Genomic DNA, 25967 nt, shown 5'->3' on the forward strand with positions numbered 1-25967 from the left:
GTTATTTAATTGCTTTTAAGGGATGGAACCATTAATGAAAAAGCTTGCTTTAATTACAGGATCAAAAGGCGGTATCGGGTCGGCAATATCTTCGAAACTAGTCGCAGATGGATATCGTGTGATCGCGACCTATTTTACAGGGAATTATCAATGTGCAGTAGATTGGTTTAAGGAAAAACAATTTACTGAAGATCAAGTCAGATTGTTTGAATTAGATGTTACTAACACTGCTGAATGTGCATTGAGCTTAAGCAAGTTGTTGGAAGAAGAAGGCACGGTTGATGTGTTGGTAAACAATGCTGGTATTACGCGTGACAGTGTCTTTAAAAAGATGGATGCGGAAGCTTGGAAAGATGTGATTGAGACAAACCTCAACAGCCTTTTCAATGTGACACAGCCTTTGTTTGCACCGATGTGCGAAAAGGGTAACTGCCGAGTCATCAACATTTCTTCAGTCAATGGTCTTAAAGGTCAGTTTGGACAAACCAACTACTCGGCTGCTAAAGCCGGAATGATTGGTTTTTCGAAGGCCTTGGCTGCAGAAGGCGCTCGCAGTGGCGTAACAGTGAACGTGATTGCCCCTGGTTACACAGCAACACCTATGGTTGAGCAAATGAAGCCTGAAATTCTTGATTCAATAAAGAAACAAATCCCAATGAAACGTTTGGCTACACCTGTTGAAATTGCGGACGCAGTGGGCTTTTTAGCGAGTGAATCTGGCGCGTACATTACAGGCGAAACATTGTCTGTGAATGGCGGCTTGTACATGCACTAATTGGCAAAACTGAAGGGATTGGAATGATGGAAAAAGTATTTATTGTTGCGGCAAAACGTACCCCAATTGGTGCATTTACCGGGTCTTTAAACAACGTATCCGCGGGTGAACTAGCTGGTGTGGCGATTAAAGGTGCGTTGGACGCAGTTGACCTACCGTTAGATGCGATTGACGAAGTGATAGTCGGCAACGTGATTTCAGCAGGGCAAGGCATGGGCGTAGCGCGCCAAGCTTCAATCTACGCAGGGCTTGCAGAGGAAATACCTGCGTATGGCGTCAACATGATCTGTGGCAGTGGCATGAAGTCAGTGATGGACGCTGCTGCACACATTAAGGCGCAAGACGCTGAAGTGGTGGTTGCGGCTGGTGTTGAAGTGATGTCCCAAATCCCTTTTGTGGTTCCGCCGAACATTCGTAACGGGCACAAAATGGGTGATATATCGATGAAAGACTTGTTGGTGGGCGATGGCTTAACGGATGCGTTTAATCATTACCATATGGGCATGACGGCTGAAAACATTGCGAATACGTTGAACATTTCACGCCTAGCTCAAGATAACTATGCCTTAGAAAGCCAACAGAAAGCCATTGCTGCAATTGAAGCGGGTAAGTTTAACGAGCAAATCGTGCCTGTAGAAGTTAAGCAGCGCAGACAAACCGTGACTTTTGATACCGATGAGTATCCGAAGTCAGACGCGACATTCGAAGGTCTGCAAAAGCTTCGCCCAGCCTTTGACCGTGAAGGGTCTGTCACGGCGGGTAACGCTTCGGGTATCAATGATGGTGCGAGTGCAATTATCTTGGCCTCAGAGAGTGCAGTAGCAAAATACGGACTGACACCATTGGTAGAGCTAACGAGCTACGCACAGTCAGGTTTGGACCCAAAGATTATGGGTTTAGGGCCAGTAGAAGCGGTTTCTAAAGCGCTTGATAAAGCGAACCTCACTCTCGAAGAAATAGATTTGTTTGAATTGAATGAAGCGTTTGCAGCACAAGCTCTTGGCGTAATGTACCAATTGTCAGAGCAGCATGACTTACCGCTTGATGAGTTCAAGCCAAAGGTGAATGTGAATGGTGGTGCAATCGCGCTTGGCCATCCTTTAGGTGCGTCAGGCAATCGAATTATTGTTTCACTCATCCATGAAATGCTTGAACAGAAAACGACTTATGGCGTTGCTTCACTTTGTGTGGGTGGAGGAATGGGAACCGCTGTTTTGCTAAAAGGTATTGAAGGTTAGAGCCTGATATATCGGTAGCAAGCTTAAATATCGGATCAGCTTTTCAAAGCATCGTGAGTTAATCGATGAGCGTTGGCTGAAACGATAGTGACACAAATTTATTAAACTATGTATTCATCAGGAGTTACTTATGTACACGGATATTTTCAAAACAATGACTGACCAAACTGAAAAGCAATTTGAACCGTACTTAAAGTTCAACAAGTTGGTTGCAAAGAACGTCCAAACAATGACAGAGCTGCAAATGAATGCAATGCAGACTTACACGAACATGGGTCTTGCGCAAATGAAAGCAGTGACTGAAATCAAAGACGTGGCTAGCCTAACGGCTTTCAACAGCCAGCAACTAGCAGCGCTAACTCAATTGTCTCAACAGATGATGAGTGATAGCTCAAAAATGCAAGCTGCTGCAAAAGAGTTCAAAGAAGATGTTGAAACACTAACAACTGAAAACTTGAAAACAGTTACACCTGCATAAATTTAATCGCCATCGAGTTAGCGCAGTGTTTACTGTGAGGTTCGGTGGCGATTTTCCGATTATTGGAGCCATGTTATGTTTCAACACTTCTTTTCGGACTACCTTGTTAAACTTCAACAAACGAACCAGCAATGGTGGGAAAGCTTTGAACAAAACAAGGAAGCCGCGCAATCTCCCCTAAACCAAGCGATGCAAGAATTGAACTTTGATGATGCATCAAAAATCTTCGAGCAAGCCGCCAACCAACCTGCCGTTCTACTTCAGTTACAATCTCAATGGTGGGAACAGCAACTTAAGATCTGGCAGAATGCCGCGCTGATGGGCAACACCGAGAGTGTGATAGCCGAAGATCGTAGCGACAAGCGCTTTATTGACGAGGCGTGGAAAAACGACCCGTTCTACAGCTTTATTAAGCAATCCTATTTGTTATTCAGCAAAAGCTACATCGATACCATCAACTCGATCGAAGGTATTGACGAAAAAACCAAAGAACGAGTGGCGTTCTTTTCTCGTCAGGCAATCAATGCACTTTCTCCAAGCAACTTTATTGCAACGAATCCAGAGTTGATGAAACTGACACTTGAGCGAAATGGTGAAAACCTTCTCGATGGATTAGAGCAGTTACAAGCAGACGTTGAAGCAAGCGCTGATATACTCAAGATCCGCATGACCAACAACAACGCTTTCCGATTGGGTGTAGATGTTGCGAACACCGAAGGTGATGTTGTCTTTCAAAACGAGCTGTTTGAGCTGATTCAGTACCATCCAAAGACACCGCAGGTTAACGCGACACCTTTGTTGATCGTTCCGCCGTTCATCAATAAGTACTACATTCTAGACCTTCGTGAGAAGAACTCATTGGTGCGCTGGTTACTTGAGCAAGGGCATAGCGTATTCATGATGTCTTGGCGTAACCCAGGTGAAGCGCAGAAAGACACTGAGTTTGGTGACTATGTCACGGAAGGCGTGGTTAAAGCCGTTGCTGCAATTGAAGACATCACGGGTAAAGAGCAAATCAACGCGGCAGGTTACTGTATTGGCGGCACGGTGTTGGCTTCGACGGTGGCTTACTACGCTGCGAAGCGCATGAAAAAGCGCATTAAAACCGCGACTTTCTTTACCACCTTGTTGGATTTCTCTCAGCCGGGAGAGGTGGGCGCGTACATCAACGAAACGATCATTAACGCGATCGAGAAACAGAACGACGCGAAAGGCTATATGGATGGTCGTTCACTGAGCGTGACGTTCAGTTTGCTTCGTGAAAACAGTCTGTACTGGAACTACTACATTGATAACTACCTCAAAGGCAGCAGCCCGATGGAGTTTGATCTTCTGTACTGGAACAGTGATAGCACTAACGTAGCCGCTAAATGTCATAACTTCTTGCTACGTGAGCTCTACCTTGAAAACAAACTGATTCAAGACAAAGGTGTGAAAGTGGGCGGTGTTTGGATTGATTTGAATAAGATCAAAATACCAAGCTACTTTATTTCAGCCAAAGAAGACCATATTGCTTTGTGGCAGGGGACTTATCGCGGCGCATTGAATACTGGTGGCAACAAAACCTTTGTGTTGGGTGAGTCTGGGCATATTGCTGGTATTGTTAACCATCCAGACAAGAAGAAATATGGCTACTGGGTGAATGACAGCCTAGACGACTCTGCTGACGAGTGGCTAGCGAATGCAAGCTATAGTGAAGGCTCATGGTGGACACATTGGGATCAGTGGTTACAAGGTTTTGAAACTGACGATAAAATCGAACCTTTCAATCAAGGCTCAGAGCTAAACCCTGTGATTGGCAAAGCGCCAGGCAACTATGTAAAACAGGTGCTGCCGATCGTCGATAAAGAACCTGCTGAGACAGAAGCTCCGGAAAGCAAAGCTTAGGCATCGTCTTTGAATTAACAGTAAAACAAAACACCAGGTAATAAAAAAGCCACTGATTTCAGTGGCTTTTTAGTGTCAACTAATCTCAAAAAACAATTGTCATAAGTTGATGTAATCTCGATTGTTAATCGATTTCTTTGTCTTTACCCATAGATAAAATCCAAAGAGATACGGCTGCTACACCTGCGAAGCCGCCAAGAATGATAACTGGCATAGCGCTGTAACCTAGGATATGCCAAATTACGCTTTCTAAAGTACTCATTCAATCGCTCCTTATTGCCAGCCTTCAACGCCGTGCATGTCTGGTAGTTTGTGTGCAATACCTTTGTGACAGTCTACACACGTTTTTTCACCAGAAGCTAACGCAGTCGAGTGTTGTTTCGCACTACGAGGGCTCTGCTCTGAGAAGTCCATGTAATCGAACTGGTGACAGTTACGACATTCAAGTGAATCGTTCTTCTTCAATCGAGCCCATTCGCGTTCTGCTAGGTGAGCACGACGTGCTTTGAACTTTTCTTCAGTATTGATGGTTTTCGCAATAAAGTGTGCATATAGCTCTTTAGATGCTTGAACCTTACGAACAATTTTATCTGTCCATTCATGAGGTACGTGACAGTCTGAACAGATAGCACGAACACCAGAACGGTTAGAGTAGTGAATTGTCTCTTGGATTTCAGCAACGATAGGTGCGTGACAGCCAGAACAGAACTCTTCCGTGTTGGTTGCCTCCATACCCGTGTTGAATGCACCCCAGAACAAAAGACCACCCGAGAAACCCAAGAACAAAACAACGCCAACGGCTGCTTTACTTGGTGTCGCGAGTCTTTTCCAAAACGCTTTAAGTAATTTTATCATATATAGCCTCTCTTACAGTCCGGCTACGATTAACGCAGTGAATCTACAGGTTTGAACTCGTTCTCAACTAGTGGCTTAGCATTAGCTTGAGGTACGTGACACTGTAGACAGAAGTAACGACGAGGTGATACGTCTGCAAGTACCGCATCTTCACGGTTCATGTAGTGAGTTACGCTCACTTTAGTCGCACCCATTTCTTTTGCGTTTTTCCAGCTGTGGCAAGAAAGACACTTGTTAGCGTTAAGAGAAACTTCATAGCTACGAATAGTATGAGGCACTAGAGGTGGTTGGTATACGTAGTCACTCTCAAGTACTTGGTCACGAGGGAACTTTTTGAAATCATCTGCTGCGCGAGTTGCTTCAAGTTCACTTGCACCACGTAGAGACTCTACGCCACCAATGCCACCTGGGTTATCTAGCTCAGCTTGCGCTGCACCAGCTAGCAAAAGACCAGCTGATAGTAGGGCAGTAATCAGTTTTTTCATGGTTAATTTCTCCGCCTAAAGGCTAATTCTTTGAGTGGACTACTTCTTTCAAAAAGTAACGAAAAAAGCAGTCGCAATATTAAATACGTCAGATCTACGAGCTAAGTGGTAAGAACATATTGTCCTTAAGCGACCTTAGTGATCTTAACTGGACACTTCTTGTAATCTGTCTGTTTAGACAGAGGATCCGTTGCATCCAAGATCAACTTGTTGATCAGAATTCTTGCATCAAAGAATGGTACGAATACCAAGCCTTGTGGTGGACGGTTACGACCACGAGTTTCAACACGAACGCGTACTTCGCCACGTTTGTTTTCGATAAGAACTTCATCACCACGGCGAAGGCCACGAGCTTTAGCATCAGCAGGGTGGATGTAACAAAGTGCATCCGGTACTGCTTTGTAAAGTTCTGGTACACGACGAGTCATAGTACCTGTGTGCCAGTGCTCAAGAACACGGCCTGTACATAGCCACATATCGTATTCATCGTTTGGTACTTCAGGTGGCGCTTCGTATGGCGCATTGATGATCAGTGCTTTACCATCTGGCTTGCCGTAGAAGTCCCAATCAGAGCCTTTCTTAGCGTATGGATCTGAACCTTCTTTAAAGCGCCAGAGTGTCTCTTTACCGTCAACAACAGGCCAACGTAGACCACGAACTTGGTGGTAGCGATCGTATGGTGCTAAATCGTGACCGTGGCCGCGACCAAAGGCTGCGTATTCTTCGAATAGACCTTTTTGAACGTAGAAACCTTGAGCTTGTGCATCGTCGTTAAGCTCTTGAGCTTCAGACAGTGGGAATGCATCAACGTTGCCGTTTTTGTAAAGCACGTCGTACATCGTTTTACCGCGATGCTCTGGTGCTTTAGCAAGAAGTTCTTCGCCCCAAACTTCTTCAACAGTGAAGCGTTTAGAGAATTCCATGATTTGCCATAGGTCAGACTTAGCTTCACCTACGGTTTTCACTTGTTGGTACCACGCTTGTGTACGACGTTCTGCGTTACCGTAAGCACCTTCTTTCTCAATCCACATTGCGGTAGGAAGAATAAGGTCAGCCGCTTGAGCCGTTGCTGTCGGGTACGGGTCAGAACATACAATGAAGTTGTCTGGGTTACGGTAACCTGGTAGACGTTCTGTGTTGATGTTTGGACCCGCTTGCATGTTGTTGTTACACATTACCCAGTACGCGTTGATCTTACCGTCTTTAAGCATACGGTCTTGAACAACAGCGTGAGCACCTGGTTTAGGTGGGATAGTACCTTCTGGAAGTTTCCAGATGTCTTCTGCAATCTTACGGTGTTTCGGGTTAGCAACCACCATATCTGCTGGTAGACGGTGAGAGAACGTACCAACTTCACGAGCAGTACCACACGCAGATGGTTGGCCTGTTAGTGAGAACGGACTGTTGCCTGGAGTAGAAATCTTACCGGTTAAAAGGTGGATGTTGTACACAAGGCTGTTCATCCACACACCACGAGTATGTTGGTTCATGCCCATTGTCCATAGAGACATCACTTTGATATTTGGATCCGCGTATTGCTTAGCCAGCTTGATAAGGTCATCTTGAGAGACACCTGACATTTCAGAGGCTTTTTCAACTGTGTATTCAGCAACAGAAGCTTTGTACTCTTCGAACGTAATTGCCGTCATTTTGCCCGAGTTAGGGTTCGCAGCGGCTTTCTGTAGTGGATCATCGTCACGCAGACCGTAACCGATGTCTGTCGTTGCTTGCTTGAAGTTCGTGTGCTTGTTCACGAAGTCCCAGTTCACCGCATCGTTTTGAATGATGTAGTTAGCAATGAAGTTAGCAATTGCTAGATCCGATTGAGGTTCGAAGATGTAACCCGTGTCTGCAAGCTCGAAAGAACGGTGGTAGTAAGTAGACAGTACGTTTACTTTAACGTGTGGGTGGCTCAGACGACGGTCGGTAATACGAGTCCATAGTACTGGGTGCATTTCTGCCATGTTTGAACCCCACAGAACGAATGCGTCTGCGTGTTCAAAGTCATCGTAACAACCCATTGGCTCATCGATACCGAAAGTACGCATGAATGCGCCTACCGCTGAAGCCATACAGTGACGAGCGTTTGGATCGATGTTGTTTGAACGGAAACCCGCTTTCATCATCTTAACGGCTGCGTAGCCTTCCATCACGGTCCATTGGCCTGAACCGAACATACCAACACCTGTTGGACCGTTCTTCTTCAGTGAAGCTTTCCATTTCTCAGCCATTACGTCGAACGCTTTATCCCAAGATACTGGTGTGAAATCACCGTCTTTATGGAACTCACCATCTTTCATACGAAGAAGAGGTTGTTCTAGACGGTCTTTGCCGTACATGATTTTTGAAAGGAAGTAGCCTTTGATACAGTTAAGGCCTTTGTTTACTGGTGCTTCTGGGTCGCCTTGAGTCGCAACCACTTTGCCGTTTTGAGTACCCACTAGTACTGAACAGCCCGTACCACAAAAACGACAAGGCGCTTTATCCCACGTGATTTTTGTTTGATCAGAGCTAGCAATCAGGTTGGTTGCGGTTGCTGGTAGTGTTACACCTGCAACGGCTGCCGCTGATGCAGCTGCGTTTGCTTTCACAAACGCACGTCTTGTCATTTTCATACTTCACCCTCAAGTTGAGAATTGTTGCTTCCAGTTTCTAAATCCGTTTCTTCTAGTCCAGTTTCGATTTGGTGATAAACCAAAGCTGTCCCTAAAACGTTCTTAATGTTGTTTATTGCTTCGATGGTGTCCGTTACAAAACCTTGGTTTTCGGTTTCTAGGACCACGATGATTTTGCCTTCAGGGCTATCTCCGTAGATTTCAGCGTTATCGAATTGCTCGATCTCTGCTTTAATCTCATTTAGATGCTCTGGGCTCACATGCACGACTAAACTTGATATATGCACTTCATTTAGTGCCATAAATTGCTCTCGTTATTTTTATTTATGCATTACTCACAAGAATAGCTGAGGTTGGGCAAACTGCTACGCAGGCCCCACAACCGCTACACTCATCTAACTTGATCTTTGGTAGAGCAACACTGCCTGCTCTAAGTTGAAATTGAATGGCCATGGGTTCACACATGTCACCACAGCTTCGACATTCAACATTTTGTTGGGCTAAGCATTTATCAGAGATACTTGCTTTTGCTTGCCAAGGTGTTTCTTCCTTGGGTTTAAAAATTGGTTCAGGACAAACGTCTGCACACTGATAACAGAAGGTGCATTCATCGATAGAAAAGTTGACAGTAGGAAAACCACCATCGCCCACAATGATTATCTTAGTTTCACAGCTCTCGATACATTTACCACAGCGAGTGCAGTCATCTGCAAAGCTTTCTAGGTTATTAATCCAAGGCAAACGAATCTGACTTGAGTCAACCTTTCGTCTAGAGAATAGACGTCGTTTTGATAGATCTACCACTAAATACCTATAGATGTTGCTAATATGTTGTAACTGTAGGTCATTGTTTCATTAATATCTTGTCATTAATCCTCACAAGTAGTGTAGTTTTAGAAACAATTGTATAAATACCCCCTAAGGGCTAATTGGGGGGATATATTGTCTTAGATCAATAAATTACGAAGCGAGTGATCACATATTGAATGGAGCTATGATATTTGATGTGTGACAATACCATTTCGCTAGCTAGTTATTTATAAATAGGAAGGCTCTTTTGCTTATAAAACCGGTTTCATCTGTCACTAGTACAATAGCGAAATCATTGCTATTTATACTGCTGTTGTCGGTTGCGACTACTGGCTTTGCCATCTTTACTTTGGCTTCAAGTTTGAATGATGCGGAGGCGGTCAACGTCGCTGGTTCAATGCGTATGCAGAGCTACCGCTTAGCCCATGATATTCAAATAGAATCAGTTGATTATGATTCTCATATTCACGAGTTTGAGCGCTCGCTTTACTCTCCATCCATGACCAAGTTGGTCAGTTGGAATGTTCCTACGGACATCACAGAAGATTATTACTTGATCATTGGTCGTTGGCATGAATTGAAGCGTGTTTTGAATAGCGAAGATCGTAAGCACTATTTAGTGTTAGTCGAAAACTTCGTGAATGAGATAGACCATTTTGTTTTCAAGCTTCAACAGTTCTCAGAGAATAAGCTGATAAAATTAGCGTGGGCTGGTGGCGTAGGGCTAGGTGGTATTCTCGTCATATCTCTTTTTGTTGTTCACTTCGTACGTAAACAGGTTGTTAAACCTCTCCATGCGTTGGTTGGAGCAAGTCAGCGAATAAAGAACAGTGACTTTGAGGTTCAGTTGGAAGTAACGAACAGCAATGAACTCGGTATTTTGACCAAAACGTTCAACTCAATGGCCAAAGATTTGGGTGTGCTATACCGAAATCTTGAAGATGTCGTTGATGCCAAAACAGTTGAACTGCAAAATGCCAATCAATCATTGCAGGCGCTCTATTATTCCTCACAAGAACTCACAGTGACGCGTATTGCCCCAGAAAACTTTAGAGCGATCTTACAACACTTAGCTAGCCTTGAAGGAATCGAATCATTAAGGTTAGAGATTGTTGATAATTCAGGTCGGTCACTTATTCTGGATGAAGGTTACGACTCAAATTGTAACTATGAAAAATTTGAGATGAAGTTGGATGATAACGAACTGATTTTGGGTTATTTGTATTGCGCATATCATCATGGGCACTCAACAAAAACTTTGATTGAAAGCTTTATTCAATTGCTATCGCGAGCGATCTATTATAATCGTGCTCAAAAGAAAGCTGAGCAGCTTATCATTATGGAAGAGCGTGCGACGATAGCGCGTGAACTGCACGATTCATTGGCCCAATCTCTTTCATATTTGAAGATTCAAGTCACTTTGTTAAAGCGTGTTGTTAGCAAACTACCTGAACATAAACACAGAGAGCAGTCAGAACAGATAGCCTCTGAGATAGGGGTTGGTTTAGCTAATGCCTATACTCAACTTCGGGAGCTGCTCACTACATTTAGGTTATCTATCAAAGAAGGTAGCTTTGGAGATGCTTTGGGTACGATGCTCGAACAACTCAATGAGCGTACCGATGCGAAGATTAGTTTAACCAATAATCTTTCATCTATTGAACTTGATGCTCATAGTCAAGTTCACCTGCTTCAATTGATTCGTGAGGCAACAATAAACGCCATAAAACACGCTAATGCAGACTTGATAGATGTATGCTGCATAAATGAAAATGGTGAAGTATTAGTTGTGATTAAGGATAATGGAGATGGCTTTGATCCCAGTAGTTCTAAAATGAACCACTATGGAATGAGCATCATGCAGGAGCGAGCGGCAAGACTGAATGGCGACTTAACGGTTGAAGCAGCAAAAGGTGAAGGCTGTACAGTCATATTAAAATATAAAATTTTGAAGGAAGTTCAAGTTGACGATTTGTAAAGTAATACTGGTTGATGATCATCCATTGATGCGCAGAGGTATAAGCCAATTACTGAGCTTTGAAGATGAATTCGAAGTGATTGCGGAAGCAAGCAATGGCACTGAAGCGATCGCTCTTGCTCATGAAGAAGAACCTGATTTGATCCTGTTGGATCTTAATATGAAGGGGATGTCAGGGCTCGATACTTTAAAAGCGCTTCGTACTGATGGGTCGAGCGCTAACATTGTTATTTTAACTGTCTCGGATAGTCCTGCAGATATTGAAGCTATAGTAAAAGCAGGTGCTGACGGTTACTTGTTGAAAGACACTGAACCTGATGAATTGATTGAGTTACTTAAGCAAGCGCATAGTGGCGACAAGGCCTACAGCGATGTTGTTGCTCGCTATTTGAGTGATACCGTCAGTCGTAAAGATATCTTCGATCAGCTGACTGAACGTGAAATGCAGATCCTTCAAGAAGTCGCAAAAGGTTATCGTAATAAGCAGATCGCTGATCACTTGTTCATTTCTGAATCGACGGTTAAGGTACATATGAAGAGCCTACTGAAAAAGCTACAGGTGCCTTCACGTACCGCCGCAACCGTTCTTTACCTAGAACGTTACGGAGAAATGAAGTAGGGCTTATTCCTTTGCAATTAAACTATTTTAAGCTGTACTGCTTAGTTTCGATGCCTAATTTACATGTGATCGCTTTTGTTGAAATCAGAACGCGAAGCTAAATAGATAAAAAGAGACACAAAAAAGCACTGACCTTATTAAGTTCAGTGCCTTTTTATTTAAGCATTTTATATCGGTACTGTGGTTCGTATTACTAAGCTGTTGCTCTTACGAACGTTAGGCTTACGCCGTCATTGGAACCAATACCAGCGTACCGAAGATAACCGTAATAAGACCACAAATTACGGGTACAGAAGTACGTTTAACGACTTCGAATGGACTAATTTTACCCATACCAGATGTAGCAACAACCACACCAGATACTGGAGAGATGGTACGGCCTAAGTTAGATGCTTGGAGCATTGGGATAATGAGGAATGCTGGGTTCAAGCCCATCTTAGCTGCCAGTGATGGAGCCAGTTCTACGAAAGCATAGAAAGGTGCGTTACCAGAGCCGGTCGCGATAGCCGCAGCAACCGTTAGGCCCGTTAGGATAAGCATTAAGGCAATACCACCAGCACCTGCCGATTCAGCAAGGCCGATTAGGTTATCAATCGCACCTATAGACATTAAGCCTTGAGCAAACACACCTGCCGCAACCAAAAGCATTACCACGCCTTTAAATGCTTCTGCCATACCTTGATAGCAAGAATCTAGGTCTTCCAGTGTTTTTTCTCCGTCGAATTTCTTAACAACGTAATCGATGAGCGCACCTACGAAGATAGAGCCAACTACGATGGTGTAGATATCAAGTGAAAGCCCCGGAATAGTGCGGCCGTTGAATAGGAAAACACCGATGATAGGTAGAAATGGTAATGCAGCGTAGAAAGCGGGTGCTGTTGTTTCAATTTCAGAAACGTCTACTTTTTCCATGGGGGTATTTTCTTTCTTATCTAGGTACTTGTTCCAGAAGAAAGCTGCAGCAGCCATCACGATGATTGCACAGATGGACACTGGTAGTACCGTTTGAACGGCAAACACATCTAAAGACATTCCGGATTTTTCAGCGGCAATAACAACATCACCAGATGTTGGTGAAAGGATGATTGCCGCAGGTGACGCACAAACCGCGACAGCTGCTGGGCGAGAAATACCCATTGCTGTCATCATTGGGAATAAGGTCGCCATCAACAACACCCCCAGACCAGTTGCCGAACTGACTGCAAGTGACATCAAACAAGCCACAATGTAAGCCGCTACTAGCAACACATAAGGAGATTTGATCACAGCAAGCGGTTTAGAGAACTGTTTCACTACCACGTTGTTCGCACCGATGTGTGTCATGTAAGAAGCAAAACCACACAAAAGCATGATCTGCATGCCTAGGCCGCCACCTCGATATTGGAGCATGTACTTAACGAATTCTAGTGAGTCGGTAACCACATTACCTGTTGAAGCGACTTTAGCTGGTAAAACGGTATGGCCAATAAGGCCAGTAATAAGAAGTAGGGCAAGGCCAGCAGTCAGTAATACACCTGCTGCCTTGTAGCCTTTGACAATAAAGTAACCAACAGCGATGGTAATCACTAATCCGATCAAGAGCTCTAACATAGAAATCTCCGCAAAGTTTAAAAAATATAAGAAAGTGTTTCAGAATATGATCATGAATGTACAGAAAACTGCGCTGTGGCACGAGGTATAGTTGAGGTTGGTATGATCTAAAACAAACATTTTTTTTGATGTTAATTCTGGTTATAAATCATGAATAACTAGTGTTGTTTAGATGTTAATTGGTGTTTCTCTTTAGTTTAAAGAATATAGAACGGATCACTTTAAAGCACTTTGTAGGTGTGATAGACGAAGTTGATAGAACTTGAGAAGCTTTGAGGCAAAAGCATAAAACATTGCGATAAATACATTTAATTAATTTTAGTCCCTAGTGAGTTAGCCTGTGTTGATGAACAAGCCGTATCGTATATGTGTACTTGGTTACGACCATTATGTTTTGCAGCATACAGAGCCTCGTCAGCCCGCTTCATCCAAGTATCAATTTCTTCATTAGAAATAAGTTCAGCAATACCAATACTCAAGTTAATTTGACAAGGTGCTGAATTTCGCCCTGCCGAAACTAGGTTAGAGAAATGCTTCACGATATCATTTGCCTCTTTTTTTGAAGTATCAATCAGCAAGAGTAAAAATTCATCCCCACCAAGCCTAAATAAAATATCACTTTTTCGTGTGTTGGCCTTAACTGTATCCACTACTTCTTTAATGATTTGATCCCCTACATCATGACCGTACAAATCATTGACTTGCTTAAAATAATCAATATCAATGATTGCTATAGAAGATTTACTTGGCGACTGTTGATTTGGCATATTCTTATCGGCTGCGTTTTGTAAAAATGTCTCCAGTTGATAGCGGTTAAATGCGCCAGTTAAAGAGTCTTTGGTAGACAGGTTACGAAGTTCATGTTGTAACTTACGAATGGCCTCAATGGCAAAGTGAGAGATGAAAGAGCAACAAAGCAGCGCTAAAAAAAAGCGAAGGGTAATCGAGAGGGGTTGATGCTGTAAAGCCACCATGCTTGTCCCTAGGATAATAATACCATTGGTGGCAATAGCTAAGCGTTGAGGGATAACAAATACAATGGCTGTGATGATTGGAAATACCCAGTACGTTACAAGAGTTCCAAATATATCCACACTTAAAATAATCGAAAATGTAATAAGAGTTAGTGGGATCAAATGACCAATTATTTTTTTATGAAAGTATAAGGCGACATAAACTTCAATCAGCAAGGTAGCTAAAAAAGAGAGTAAAATTAAAGCGAGAAAAGCTTCACCAATAACAAAATTCTTGATGATCAATGGTAAGAAAGTGAGCATTGCAACTAACACGATAAACTTCAATACTCTTCTTTTATTATGCAAATCGAATAGAGCATCGGTGTCGCTGTCGAACATGAACTTACGTCTATTCATACTAAAATACCTTGTTATATTGTTCGCTGGTAAAGCAGTAGTATGTATTAATGCAAACGTGCACATGGACAAAACAATCGCTCTTGAAGCTTTGCTCGAACCCAGTTGAATATCGTGTCAGCATCTACTTTTAGTTAAGCGTATTACGAGTCATATCACAATCATTATGTTATCTATACTCTGAAGTTGAGAAGTAACAGGGATCATTAATAGATGACTTAAGGCCATTCTGGCGTCTTAAAGCCTAAATATAAAGATGGTAGAGGCGAAGATGAATACAGATTCAGTGAACATTGAGATATCTGTATTCATGTAGAGTGCGATTCTACAAATACTAGCATTTATAGAATCGTCATTGACGGGCTTAAGGCTGATAGCATTCGGTAATGCTCACAAAAAAGTCCTCATAGTAATATGAGGACTTTAAATAGGGGTTAAACAGCGTTGTTACTGGCGCATTAAGCGGATTGCCCTACTTTAAAAATTAAGCATACTGCTCTACCGTCATCGCCCAGTTTTTCTTCTGTTGCTCAAAATTCATTTTGATTTGCTGATAACGAACTTTAAGTACAGAGTGTTCATATTTTTTCACCACGTCTTCTCGTTTGCTTTCAAGTAATTGTTTTTTGACTGCGTAGTATTCGTTCATGTTTGATACCAGTGCGTCGAACTCTTTTTGAAGCTTGTCTGCGATCTGCTGTTTGTCAGCGCGGTGCATGATTTTTTGTTGCGTCCGCTTCAGTAACATTGATGCTTCAGCTTTCTCAATACGTGCTTGAGGCGTTTTCTTAAGCTTGCTTGCTAAGCCCATCAATGAAGCACTCTTAATTAACCACTTTGTTGGATCGTATTGCCACCAATAAATACCATTACGATAGTCATTCTCAAAGATATGGTGGAAGTTATGATAGCCCTCGCCAAAAGTAAGGACAGCAAGTACACCGTTGTCACGCGCTGTGTTTTTATCAGTAAAGGGTTGGCTACCCCAAATATGAGCGAGAGAGTTAATAAAAAATGTGGTGTGGTGGTTTAGTACCAAACGAACCGCACCCACAATCAATAACATGCCAATTACATCACCGTAAACAACGCCAAGAGCGATAGGTACGCCGAAGTTCATTAATAGTGCCAGCAAAATATAATTTTTGTGTTGCCACATTACGATCTTGTCTTTCTTTAGGTCACGACAGTTTTCGTAATCTTCATACATTGAGGTGTTGTAGTTACGAATCATCCAGCCGATGTGTGAATACCAAAAGCCACGTTTTGCTGAATATGGGTCTTTGTCGTTGTTGTCAACATGCTTGTGGTGAACACGGTGGTCAGAAGACCAGTGTAGAGCGCTGTTCTGTAATGCAAATGCGCCACCCAACGCAAACAGAAATCTTAGGCTTGAATGTGCTTCAAAGGCTTTATGTGACCATAAGCGGTGGTAACCCGTCGTAATTGAAAGATTACAGAACGTAAAACAGATCGCCAGCCATATCCAGTGCTCCATACCATAGCCAAAAAAGTAGCCATAAACGGGAGCCGCGACAACAGCAAGCAGCATACTAAAAGAGAATACAAAAATATTAAGCCAGATTAATGGTGGCTTTTTTGTTGATGGTGTGTCGGCACTATTCATTAGTAAATTTCCATTGGGCTTACATCTGTGCGCTAGAATATCAGCGTACACGTGTAAGTCAAGATTGAAAGTGTAAACGTGTATTAGTATGTTTTGCTTAAATATTGTATAAAGGTAGTGTGAAATGTAGTAGCAAGTCATAAATGGAAGTACTAAGGGCTAATAAATGGAAATTAAGGTAGCTGAATATAAAGATTATGAACGAATCGCCCAATTACATGCGGATAGCTGGAAGCTATATTACCGTGGCATTCTCGCTGACGATTACTTAGAAAGTGATGTTTTAGAGGACAGATCTGTTATTTGGCAGACTCGTTTGATCAACCCTCCTTTTAACCAACATGTTTTATTGCTTGAAGAGGGCGGTTTACTGGTTGGTTTTGTCTGCGCGTTTGGTAATCATAACTTTGAACGTGGCACGTTCATTGATGCGTTACACGTAGACAATAATTATCGTGGCCGAGGTGTAGGCAAGCGTTTACTGTCTGAACTATCTAAGTGGTTGAAGCAATATTACTCGGATTCAGGACTTTACCTAGAAGTGATGTCTGAAAATCACCAAGCCATTGCATTCTATGAAGCGATTGGTGGTAAAGAAGAGCTGGAACAAGTTTGGAATGCACCCTGTGGTAGTCAAGTGAATGAAAAAGTGATTTCTTGGGAGTCGCCACAAGATCTTGAACAGAAAACTGCTAGTGTCGTTTATTCTTAAGCGACTTTTGCGTAGGTAACTCTTATCTTAAAATGAAGCGTGACTGGATTAGACAAAGCCCCAAATCTGCTAGGTTTGGGGCTTTCTCGTTTAGTGATTATCTTGCGTTTTTTTGATTGAAAACGGCAAGTTTTATAGACTTTTCAGTATCTAATTGAGATTGATGACCTGAGAGACGACATTTACGCTCTATCGAATATAGAGCGTGAATACGTTAGAGGCAGATTGATTAACGTTTGTTCTTCAAGTAACGCTTACGACGCTCTTCTTTCTTCTTAATTTGTTGTTCGGCTTTTAGAGCAGCAGCTTCTTCAACTTCGACCAGCTCTTTGGTGATCATCTCCGGTAACTCTAGAGTGACTTTACCTAAAGTACCGTTGCGCAGTTCGTGAAGTAGAATTTCAGAACATTTGTGAAGGTCGATATGACCACCTGCACGAAGTGCACCACGCTTACGACCAATCGCTTCCATCAACTCGATGTCAGACTCTGGCAATTCTTCGATTTGGTAGCGTTCTTTAAGTAGATTCGGGTACTGTTTCGCTAAGTATTCAACCGTATAAAAAGCAACTTCATCGTATTCCATTGCTGTATCTTTAACAGCCCCCGTTGCTGCCAAGCGGAAACCACTGTGTGGGTTTTCTACTTTAGGCCAAAGGATTCCAGGAGTATCTGAAAGGATCACTCCGTTTTGCAAGTTAATGCGTTGTTGGCGACGAGTCACTGCCGGTTGGTTACCCGTTACCGCGATTGTACGTCCAACTAAACAGTTGATAATGGTTGATTTACCTACGTTAGGGATACCCATGATCATCGTGCGAATGTTTTTACCCATCTGTTCACGGTGCGGTGCTAGCTTACGGACTAACTCCATAACATGGTTAACTTCTTCTTTAACGCTGGTGGTAATTGCAATCGCTTTAACACCTTGCTCTTTCTCGAAGTGCTCAATCCAACGCTGAGTCAGTTCAGGATCCGCAAGGTCACGTTTGTTCAACACTTTTACACAAGGCTTATCGCCGCGCAGTGAAGAGATCATTGGGTTTTCACTACTGAACGGAATACGAGCGTCCAGTACTTCGATAATCACATCAACCTGTGGGATAACTTCTTCGATTTCTTTGCGGGCTTTATGCATGTGTCCCGGAAACCATTGAATTGTGTTGTTAACCATTTGAAAATATTGCCTTTTTATTGAGTATCTTTGCTAGGGAAATAGTAAAAACTAAGCGAGGATGATATAAGAATCTATCTATGTCTGACTTTTCCAGCGTTTATAGTGAGATTTTACCACCATAAGTGTGTTGTCGTCGTAAAAATTTAGTTGGATTCACATTTTGGTGGTAGTTGTACGTATAGGTATTGCCATTGGTAAGCGTCTAAACTGTAAACCAAGTCATATTTTGGAATACTCCCCCAGTAATGAGAGTAGGTCGATGTAAAGAGGGATAATACGCGATATTGAATAGTGAAGTGAGCAAACCCAGAGCAAAAGTGATCTGGCTTTGTTATGACTAATCTCTCTTTTCTTAACATTATTAATTGTTGTTTTTTACAATTAACTCAGAATGACGCAATTCCACGCGCAACGCTAGATTGCCGGGAACTAAAATAATTACAAAAATTGCCTTACTGGAAGAAACATGAAAATCAAACCACTCCCGCCTTTAAATAGCTTGGTGGCATTTGAAGCATCTGCTCGGCAACTAAGCTTTACCCTTGCGGCAGAAGAGCTCAACGTGACACAGGGCGCAATAAGCCGCCAAATTCGTCAACTAGAAGAGTACCTTGGCAAAGCCATGTTCACGCGGGCAAACCGCAGTATCAATTTAACGCCAACTGGTCTGCAATATTACCAATCGATCAGTCATTCTTTACTTGATATTGCGCAGGTCACCGGAGAAGTTAAAAAATGGCAAGGAGAGCAAAAAATCACGGTCGCGACGACTAATGCCATGGCGGCCTTATGGCTGCTACCGAAAGTGGCAGAATTTCAAAATGAGCATGACGATATCGATATCCGTATATTGGCCTCAGACAATATCCTCGATTTACGACGCTTAGATTGCGATATCGCACTGTTTTATTGCCGTACGCCTCCGGCTGAGATGGAAGTTACTACGCTCTTTTCTGAAGAAGTTTTTCCTGTGTGTAGTCCTCTTTATATGGAAAAGATCGGTAACCCGACCGAAGCCGAAGAGATCTTCAGTAAAACCTTACTTTATTTGGAAGAGTCCCAGCGAGATTGGGTGAACTGGGAGCAGTGGTTCAGCGGCGTTGATTTACCTAACATGACGCCAAGAAATCGTATGAATATCAATAATTACCCGATGTTGTTACAAGCAGCGATCAACGGACAAGGTATTGCTTTGGCTTGGGGATCGTTGGTAGATGACTATCTGCAAAGCGGCGCGTTAGTTAGACCGGTCGAACACTTACTTTCAACGCCTTCAAAATTTTCTATGCTAGAGCCCAAAGGAAGAGGGTTAGTGCCCGCCAGTGTTAAACGTTTTCGTGAATGGTTGCTTCACCAATTGCCGGACGAAGTGGGTGATAAGGGGTTAGTGTAGTTAATGTGTTTACATGACTGTTTAATGGGAAGCAAAAAATGAAAAGCGGGAAGAGATCTTCCCGCTTTGTTGTTGAATGATGTGGTTTCAGTCGGCGTTGCTCTAAGTCAGAGCCGGTTTTTGTTCTAAGGCACTGTCTTGTTCTGATTTAACTTTAGATTGTGGCATCGCGCCAACCTTCGTTTCAACCATTGGTTCTACAGGGCCATCCAACTTATCTTTCTCTGGGTGAACGTGCTCAGGAAGCATCGCCCAAGGCTTAGGCTCGCGTCGAATGCTATGGAACAGAGTTAAGCTCATTACCGAGATAAAGATCGCGATAGGGAAGCCCGCAATAATAGAGGCAGTCTGCATTGCTTTTAAGCCTCCCGCATACAGCAGTACGCCAGAAATTGCCGCAATCATAACGCCCCATAGTACACGAATGGATTTGGGTGGCTCGCTATCCCCCGCGGCGTCTAACGTACACAGGACCAATGTTCCAGAGTCAGCAGAGGTAATGAAATAGGTCCCAAGAAGCATACAAGCCAGCACACTTAGCAGTTTACCGAACATACCTGTGTCTAGATTATCGAACATGGTAAACAGTGCTCGCGTTGTATCGGCTTTGGTTGCCTCTAGAATCGGACCTCCAGTGAATGGCGCAGGTGCGGCTTGACCGGCTTCTTGTGCGGCAACCACTTGTGCTTCGTGCGCCACACGTGCATCTTGTTCCACTTTCAGTGCTGCGCCGCCAAAGACAGAAATCCATAAGAAAGTGATTAGCGTTGGAACAATTAAAGCACCGCCAATAAGTTCACGAATAGTACGTCCTTTCGAAATCCGCGCGATAAACATACCCACGAACGGTGCCCACGTCATCCACCACGGCCAGTAGTATGCAGTCCACCAGTTTTGCCACCCTGAGTCATTCTGTGTGTCGCTCCATAGGCTCATACCGACAATATTCTGCGCATACAAGCCGGTACTTTCTAGTAGAGTATTGAGAATGTAGCGCGTTGGTCCGATGTAAAGCACAACCAGAACTAGCATAAGTGAGAGCAGCATATTCCATTCTGATAGACGGCGAATTCCTTTACCCACGCCAGACAAAACGGACGCTACCGCACAAGTACATAAAGCCACAATAATGAATAGTTGTGTACCTAAACTGATACCTAAGCCGAAGGCTTGATTCAGGCCTGAGTTAATTTGAATAACCCCCATCCCCAAGGTTTGTGAAATACCGAATGCGGTCACCGCAACTGTCAGGATATCTACGGTATGACCGATTGGGCCGTAAATTCGGTCACCGATCAAAGGGTGCAGAATAGAGCGGAGTGTAAACGGCAAATCTTTACGGTAAGAAAAGTAAGACAACGCGAGCGCAACAATAATAAAGACAGACCACGGGTGTAGGCCCCAGTGGAAAAAAGTCAGTTTCATTGATGTTGTGGCAGCTTCATTCGTTAACCCTTGTGAAAATGGGTTATCGGCGTAATGCCACATCGGTTCAGCGACAGACCAGAAAATCAGGCCTATCCCCATACCGCCAGAAAACAACATGGAAATCCAAGATAAGTAGCTAAACTCTGGCTTTTCATCGTCTTTACTCAAACGAATATGACCGTAACGGCTGACCATTAGGTAGATAAGAAACCCGACAACTAAAGAGACGAGTCCGATATAAAACCACTTCATATTCTGCAAAAGAATACCGGAAATAGTTTCAAAGTACTGACCCGCTTGGTTGGCGAGAATGGCACAGAAAAGTACAAAACCGATGACAACGATCTTAGATGCGATCGTCACAGTTGGGTTGAGTCCTTTCAATATCCCTGATGTTGCTCTCATAGGCGTCCCTCACATTACTTTTGTTAGTTGTGTTATTGTTTGTTGCTTTATTGTTAAATTTTGAAAGAGAGTAGAGAGTGCTTAGCGCCGTTTCAACTGATTAATACTCATCGGTTGATGAGTATTAATCATGCAAACAATAACCTTGTTTAATTACGTAGTTTTTTGTTGTCTAGGAATAATACATGGATGACAAAAACTCATCCAAGCCCTCCGAAAAAGTCGTTTGTTTGTTGCGGTTTTGTTAATCAATATTGGCATCACTAACACAACACGATGTTGTACGCACTGGATGCAACTCGACTTTCGGAGATAAGAATATGAGCAATGTCAACCAAACCATTATTCCTGTTGAACTTGTTGATAAAGTACTAAACCCAATCAGCGAAGCGACAGGGATGCCAAACGAAGCCTACACAAATGCTGAGTACTTTACGTTTGAGCGTGATCAGGTGTTTGGTAACACATGGGTATGTATTGGTTTTGCCTCGGACCTTCTTAAAGATGGCTACGTGATGCCAATAGACTTCATGAACTTACCACTATTAATGATGAGAAACCGTCAAGGTGAAGTTCAAGTATTCCACAACGTGTGTAGTCATCGTGGTATGAAGCTTGTTCATGAAGCGGGTGAGGTGCAAGGCATGATTCGCTGTCCTTACCATTCATGGACTTATGATCTTGACGGCAACCTAAAAGGCACGCCACATATCGGCGGTATAGCGAAGCATAAAGATGACCGCTTTAAATGTGAAAAGCACGGTCTGAAACCATTGCGTTCAGCGGTATGGATGGACATGGTTTTTGTCAACCTGTCGGGTGATGCTGCAAGCTTTGAAGAACATATTGCACCGTTAGAACAACGTTGGCAGACATTCTTGGGTAAAGACGGTTTGAGCCTTCTGCGTCGTGTCAACATGGGTGGTAACTTAGAAATCGAAGTGAACAGCAACTGGAAGCTAACAGTGGAAAATTACTGTGAAGCGTACCATCTGCCATGGGTACACCCAAGTTTGAATAGCTACTCGCGTTTGGAAGATCACTATAACATCATGTTTGACGAACGTTTTGCAGGCCAGGGCAGCCTTGCATACAACCTGTCTGACACGGCGGGTACGCATCTTCCAAAATTTCCTAGTTGGCCAGAAGACAAACTACGCCATGCAGAATACGTAGCGTTATTCCCGAATGTGTTACTTGGCATTCAGGCCGACCACGCCTTTGCGATGATGATCGAACCAATTAATGCCGACAAGAGCATTGAGCACCTTCGCGTCCTTTATGTCGGTGACGAAGCAACCAAAGATGAATTTGCCGCTTGTCGCACTGCCACCGTTGAATCTTGGCGTGTGGTATTTGGTGAAGATATAGGTGCGGTAGAGGGCATGCAGCAAGGTCGCTATTCACCAGGCTTCGGTGGTGGCGTGTTCTCACCTGAAATGGATGTCCCAACTCACTTTTTCCAAACATGGTTAGCGAAACAAGTCAAAACGGCAATGGAGCAGTAATATGATGCATTACCTCAATTATATTGACGGTGAATGGTGCAATTCCGAGCATTCACTTATGGTCATGAATCCAGGTACCGCAGAAGCTTACGCGACAATTGCAGAAGCGACTATTGCCGATGCAGATCGAGCAATGGCAGCTGCTCGCCGAGTGGTTAATCAAGGTATTCTGTCGGACATTCGTCCTGCGGTAAGAACAGAATGGATGCTAAAAGCGGCCGTGGCGATTCGTGAAATGGTTGATGAAGGTGGGCTCGTTGCCTGTCGTGAAAATGGTAAATCTTTGCAAGATGCCAAAGATGAGTTTTTAGAATCGGCACGCTACTTCGAATACTACGCGGGTATGGCAGACAAGCTGGAAGGAACGTCGATACCACTGGGTAAAGACTATGTCGATTTCACTCAGTACGCTCCGTTTGGCGTTTCTGTGCAGATCGTACCGTGGAACTTTCCGGTATCGATTTGCGCTCGTTCCTTAGCACCAGCATTAGCCGCGGGTAATGCTGTGGTTATTAAGTCGCCTGAGATCTCACCACTGGCCATGACGTTACTGATTAAAGCGATTGAAAAAGCGGGCTTCCCGAAAGGCACGATTAACCTACTGTGTGGTAAAGGCTCTGTAGTTGGTAGTCATTTAGTGCAGCACCAAGAGGTCGATCAAATCGTATTCACAGGATCGGTACCGACAGGCCAACGCATATTGAAAGATTCAGCGCAAAGAGCAACACCATCAGTGATGGAGCTAGGTGGTAAGTCTGCCGCTATCGCACTGAAGGATGTAAACCTTGAAACACTGCTGAAAAGCGTTCAGGTCGGTATTTTCTTCAATGCGGGCCAAGTGTGTTCAGCGATGTCTCGTTTATTGATCCAAAAAGAACGTTATGAAGAAGTGAAAGCGGCTGTAGTCGAAATGGCCCAAGGCCTGACCATTGGTCAAGGTGAAAGCCAGCCAGATCTCACACCGCTTGTCTCTGCTGATCAACAAGCGCGTGTGCTTGAAATGATAGCGCAAGCGAAAGCTGACGGCGCGAAGATTCTTACTGGTGGCTACGCACCTGATCTATCGGGCTACTTTATCGCTCCGACGGTGATTGAAGCCACGCCGGATATGCGTATAGCGCAAGAAGAAGTGTTTGGCCCTGTGTTAGTGGTTACATCGTTTGAAACCGAACAAAAAGCCATCGAGATCGCGAATGGCACTGATTTTGGTTTAGTGGCTGGTGTATTTGGTGAAAAGCTAAACCAAACATTACGTGTGGCGCAGCAACTTCGTGGTGGGCAAGTGTTCATCAATGAATGGTTTGCTGGTGGTATTGAAACACCATTTGGTGGCGTGGGTTTGTCCGGCTTTGGACGAGAAAAAGGACAAGAAGCGATTTATAGCTATGTCCAGACGCGCAATATTGCCATTCGTTTACAGCAAGACGGCGACGTATAACTACTGTGTCATTTGATTTCATTACCTCGTACCGGCTTGGATTTCAGACCACAAGATCGGACGAGGTTGATGAAATAAATATAAATCTGACAGAGGTTTGTAGACACGGGAATTTAGAACAAGGTAGTTGGAGTAAAGTTGATGAAAAAGTGGCTCTGTATTATTTGCGGCTTAATCTATGATGAAGCACAAGGCTGGCCATCCGATGGCATTGCACCGGGAACAGCATGGGAAGACGTACCAGACGATTGGTTATGCCCAGATTGTTTAGTGGGTAAGGCCGATTTTGAAATGATCGATATCACCGATGATGCGCCGATTGAAGAGGTTGCTGCGGTGTCTTCGGTATCAGTAGGCTCGGCTGTTCAGCTAAATACGGCTCAGCCACTGCCATCTGAAGTTACTCAGCCAGCATTCTCAAATGATCCTATCGTTATTATCGGAAGCGGTCACAGTGGTTATCAGCTAGCGGTCGCACTTAGATCGCAATCTGCGACAGTTCCGATCACTGTCTTTACCGCTGACGATGGCGCACTGTACAGCAAACCTGCGTTGTCTAATGCATTGGCCATGAATAAAGGCGGCGATGCATTACAAAGTGAAAGCGCATTGGAATGGGAAAGCCGCTTGAACATCCGTGTTTACCCGCATACCCGTGTAGAACAAATCGATCGTGCCAACTTAACGTTGCACACCTCCATCGGCAAATACGCATACAGCCGCTTGGTGTTGGCAACAGGTGCGTCACCGATTGAAATCCCAATTGAAGGTGATCGCTCTTATGTTATGAGCGTGAACGATTTGGTTGACTACCGCCGTTTCAGAACTCAGCTACAAGATAAAAAGCGTATCGCGATTCTTGGCGATGGCTTAATTGGTTGCGAATTTGCGAATGACCTGATCGAAAGCGGCTATGAAGTCACGGTGATTGGTTTGGGGAAATGGCCAATGGAGCGTTTGATTCCACACCAACTCGGTGAGTCACTGCAAAGCGCACTCACAGATCGCGGCGTGGAGTGGGCATTGCAAGACAGCATCGCCAGAATCGATGCTATGTCCAAATCAAGCGCGGTTTTACATCTTAATAGTGGAAAACAGATTGAAGCTGACTTAGTGCTAAGTGCGGTTGGTCTTAAGCCAAATGTTTCTCTGGCTGAGCTAGCGGGGCTCGAAGTAGGCCGAGGTATTAAAGTGAATCAATTCGGTCAGACGAGTGATGAGAACATTTACTCACTCGGTGATTGTGTTGAAACAGATCAAGGTTGGCAACCGTATATTGCACCAATTAATCAAATGATTCCTTCCGTGGCGAAAAGCTTGTTAGGTGATATTACGCTTATCTCTTTGACGCCAACACCAGTGATTGTGAAAACGCCGCTCCTTCCTTTGACTATTTTCCCTGTTGCGCCAAATGCACAAGGGCAGTGGTACATCGAACACCAAGGCGATGATCTCACGGCGGGATTTTATTCGCCAGAAGGAGTGATGCTGGGATTTGCATTGCTTGGGCGACAAGTACAGTCATTGCGCGCGCCTTGGTTAGAGCAATTGTCATTTAAGCAAACTGCAGCGTAAC

Annotated in this window: 22 protein-coding genes; 11 read left to right on the forward strand and 11 right to left on the reverse strand. The window is 43.8% G+C overall.

Annotated elements, in window-relative coordinates; all coding sequences use genetic code 11:
• Positions 1–34: 34 nt before the first annotated feature.
• The 4 genes from OCV24_RS18520 to phaC all read left to right on the forward strand — a co-directional run bounded on the left by OCV24_RS18520 (position 35) and on the right by phaC (position 4378).
• The gene (locus OCV24_RS18520; protein WP_017058189.1) at positions 35–775 is read left to right on the forward strand and encodes an SDR family oxidoreductase; all 741 of its coding nucleotides are present in this window, start codon (positions 35–37) and stop codon (positions 773–775) included.
• A gap of 26 nt (positions 776–801) precedes the next feature.
• Positions 802–2013 (forward strand): acetyl-CoA C-acetyltransferase, encoded by a 1212-nt coding sequence (locus OCV24_RS18525; protein ID WP_146442508.1) that lies wholly within the window; start codon positions 802–804, stop codon positions 2011–2013.
• Between the two features lie 130 nt (positions 2014–2143).
• Positions 2144–2491, forward strand: a complete 348-nt coding sequence (locus OCV24_RS18530; RefSeq protein ID WP_017058191.1) for a phasin family protein — start codon at positions 2144–2146, stop codon at positions 2489–2491.
• A 75-nt stretch (positions 2492–2566) separates the two neighbouring features.
• Entirely contained in the window at positions 2567–4378 is a 1812-nt protein-coding gene (phaC, locus tag OCV24_RS18535; RefSeq protein WP_150877275.1) for a class I poly(R)-hydroxyalkanoic acid synthase, read from the forward strand.
• Between the two features lie 124 nt (positions 4379–4502).
• On the opposite strand, the gene OCV24_RS18540 is transcribed toward phaC, so the two are convergent.
• From OCV24_RS18540 to napF, 6 genes are all read right to left on the reverse strand, one after another.
• Positions 4503–4640, reverse strand: a complete 138-nt coding sequence (locus OCV24_RS18540) for a TIGR02808 family protein (protein WP_010430103.1) — start codon at positions 4638–4640, stop codon at positions 4503–4505.
• A gap of 11 nt (positions 4641–4651) precedes the next feature.
• The gene (locus OCV24_RS18545; RefSeq protein WP_009845456.1) at positions 4652–5233 is read right to left on the reverse strand and encodes a NapC/NirT family cytochrome c; all 582 of its coding nucleotides are present in this window, start codon (positions 5231–5233) and stop codon (positions 4652–4654) included.
• 29 nt (positions 5234–5262) lie between these two features.
• A complete protein-coding gene (locus OCV24_RS18550; protein ID WP_010430099.1) occupies positions 5263–5718 on the reverse strand; it encodes a nitrate reductase cytochrome c-type subunit in 456 nt (151 codons plus the stop codon).
• A gap of 125 nt (positions 5719–5843) precedes the next feature.
• On the reverse strand, positions 5844–8333 hold the full coding sequence (napA, locus tag OCV24_RS18555; protein ID WP_137026493.1) for a periplasmic nitrate reductase subunit alpha: 2490 nt from the start codon (positions 8331–8333) through the stop codon (positions 5844–5846).
• On the reverse strand, positions 8330–8635 hold the full coding sequence (locus OCV24_RS18560) for a chaperone NapD (protein ID WP_017058194.1): 306 nt from the start codon (positions 8633–8635) through the stop codon (positions 8330–8332). Before OCV24_RS18560 ends, napA begins: the two co-directional genes overlap by 4 nt.
• 22 nt (positions 8636–8657) lie before the next feature.
• Positions 8658–9137, reverse strand: coding sequence for a ferredoxin-type protein NapF (gene napF, locus OCV24_RS18565; RefSeq protein ID WP_017058195.1), 480 nt, complete (start codon positions 9135–9137; stop codon positions 8658–8660).
• Positions 9138–9390: 253 nt separating this feature from the next.
• On the opposite strand from napF, the gene narQ reads away from it, so the two are divergent.
• Both narQ and OCV24_RS18575 read left to right on the forward strand, forming a co-directional pair.
• The gene (gene narQ, locus OCV24_RS18570; protein WP_146449769.1) at positions 9391–11121 is read left to right on the forward strand and encodes a nitrate/nitrite two-component system sensor histidine kinase NarQ; all 1731 of its coding nucleotides are present in this window, start codon (positions 9391–9393) and stop codon (positions 11119–11121) included.
• The gene (locus OCV24_RS18575) at positions 11108–11740 is read left to right on the forward strand and encodes a response regulator (protein ID WP_046223521.1); all 633 of its coding nucleotides are present in this window, start codon (positions 11108–11110) and stop codon (positions 11738–11740) included. The genes narQ and OCV24_RS18575 overlap by 14 nt, the downstream gene beginning before the upstream one ends.
• A gap of 222 nt (positions 11741–11962) precedes the next feature.
• On the opposite strand, the gene dcuC is transcribed toward OCV24_RS18575, so the two are convergent.
• The 3 genes from dcuC to OCV24_RS18590 all read right to left on the reverse strand — a co-directional run bounded on the left by dcuC (position 11963) and on the right by OCV24_RS18590 (position 16330).
• Positions 11963–13330, reverse strand: a complete 1368-nt coding sequence (dcuC, locus tag OCV24_RS18580; RefSeq protein WP_046223522.1) for an anaerobic C4-dicarboxylate transporter DcuC — start codon at positions 13328–13330, stop codon at positions 11963–11965.
• A 308-nt stretch (positions 13331–13638) separates the two neighbouring features.
• The gene (locus tag OCV24_RS18585) at positions 13639–14703 is read right to left on the reverse strand and encodes a GGDEF domain-containing protein (RefSeq protein WP_137026491.1); all 1065 of its coding nucleotides are present in this window, start codon (positions 14701–14703) and stop codon (positions 13639–13641) included.
• Between the two features lie 484 nt (positions 14704–15187).
• A complete protein-coding gene (locus OCV24_RS18590; RefSeq protein ID WP_137008328.1) occupies positions 15188–16330 on the reverse strand; it encodes an acyl-CoA desaturase in 1143 nt (380 codons plus the stop codon).
• A gap of 166 nt (positions 16331–16496) precedes the next feature.
• Between OCV24_RS18590 and OCV24_RS18595 the strand changes: the two genes are divergently transcribed.
• Complete coding sequence (locus tag OCV24_RS18595; protein WP_102507307.1) at positions 16497–17042, forward strand: GNAT family N-acetyltransferase; 546 nt, start codon at positions 16497–16499, stop codon at positions 17040–17042.
• 229 nt (positions 17043–17271) lie between these two features.
• Here the strand turns inward: OCV24_RS18595 and ylqF are convergent, their stop codons facing one another.
• Positions 17272–18216, reverse strand: coding sequence for a ribosome biogenesis GTPase YlqF (gene ylqF / locus OCV24_RS18600; RefSeq protein WP_150877273.1), 945 nt, complete (start codon positions 18214–18216; stop codon positions 17272–17274).
• 469 nt (positions 18217–18685) lie between these two features.
• On the opposite strand from ylqF, the gene OCV24_RS18605 reads away from it, so the two are divergent.
• A complete protein-coding gene (locus OCV24_RS18605) occupies positions 18686–19612 on the forward strand; it encodes a LysR substrate-binding domain-containing protein (protein ID WP_150877271.1) in 927 nt (308 codons plus the stop codon).
• Positions 19613–19714: 102 nt separating this feature from the next.
• On the opposite strand, the gene OCV24_RS18610 is transcribed toward OCV24_RS18605, so the two are convergent.
• A complete protein-coding gene (locus tag OCV24_RS18610; protein ID WP_150877269.1) occupies positions 19715–21445 on the reverse strand; it encodes a BCCT family transporter in 1731 nt (576 codons plus the stop codon).
• Between the two features lie 320 nt (positions 21446–21765).
• Between OCV24_RS18610 and OCV24_RS18615 the strand changes: the two genes are divergently transcribed.
• From OCV24_RS18615 to OCV24_RS18630, 3 genes are all read left to right on the forward strand, one after another.
• Complete coding sequence (locus OCV24_RS18615; protein ID WP_150877267.1) at positions 21766–22953, forward strand: aromatic ring-hydroxylating oxygenase subunit alpha; 1188 nt, start codon at positions 21766–21768, stop codon at positions 22951–22953.
• 1 nt (position 22954) lies between these two features.
• A complete protein-coding gene (locus OCV24_RS18620) occupies positions 22955–24391 on the forward strand; it encodes an aldehyde dehydrogenase family protein (RefSeq protein ID WP_102506324.1) in 1437 nt (478 codons plus the stop codon).
• Positions 24392–24532: 141 nt separating this feature from the next.
• Positions 24533–25966 (forward strand): FAD-dependent oxidoreductase, encoded by a 1434-nt coding sequence (locus OCV24_RS18630; RefSeq protein ID WP_102506325.1) that lies wholly within the window; start codon positions 24533–24535, stop codon positions 25964–25966.
• The last annotated feature ends 1 nt before the right edge of the window (position 25967 follow it).

This window comes from Vibrio kanaloae (genome assembly GCF_024347535.1).
GTDB classification, from domain to species: Bacteria; Pseudomonadota; Gammaproteobacteria; order Enterobacterales; family Vibrionaceae; genus Vibrio; species Vibrio kanaloae.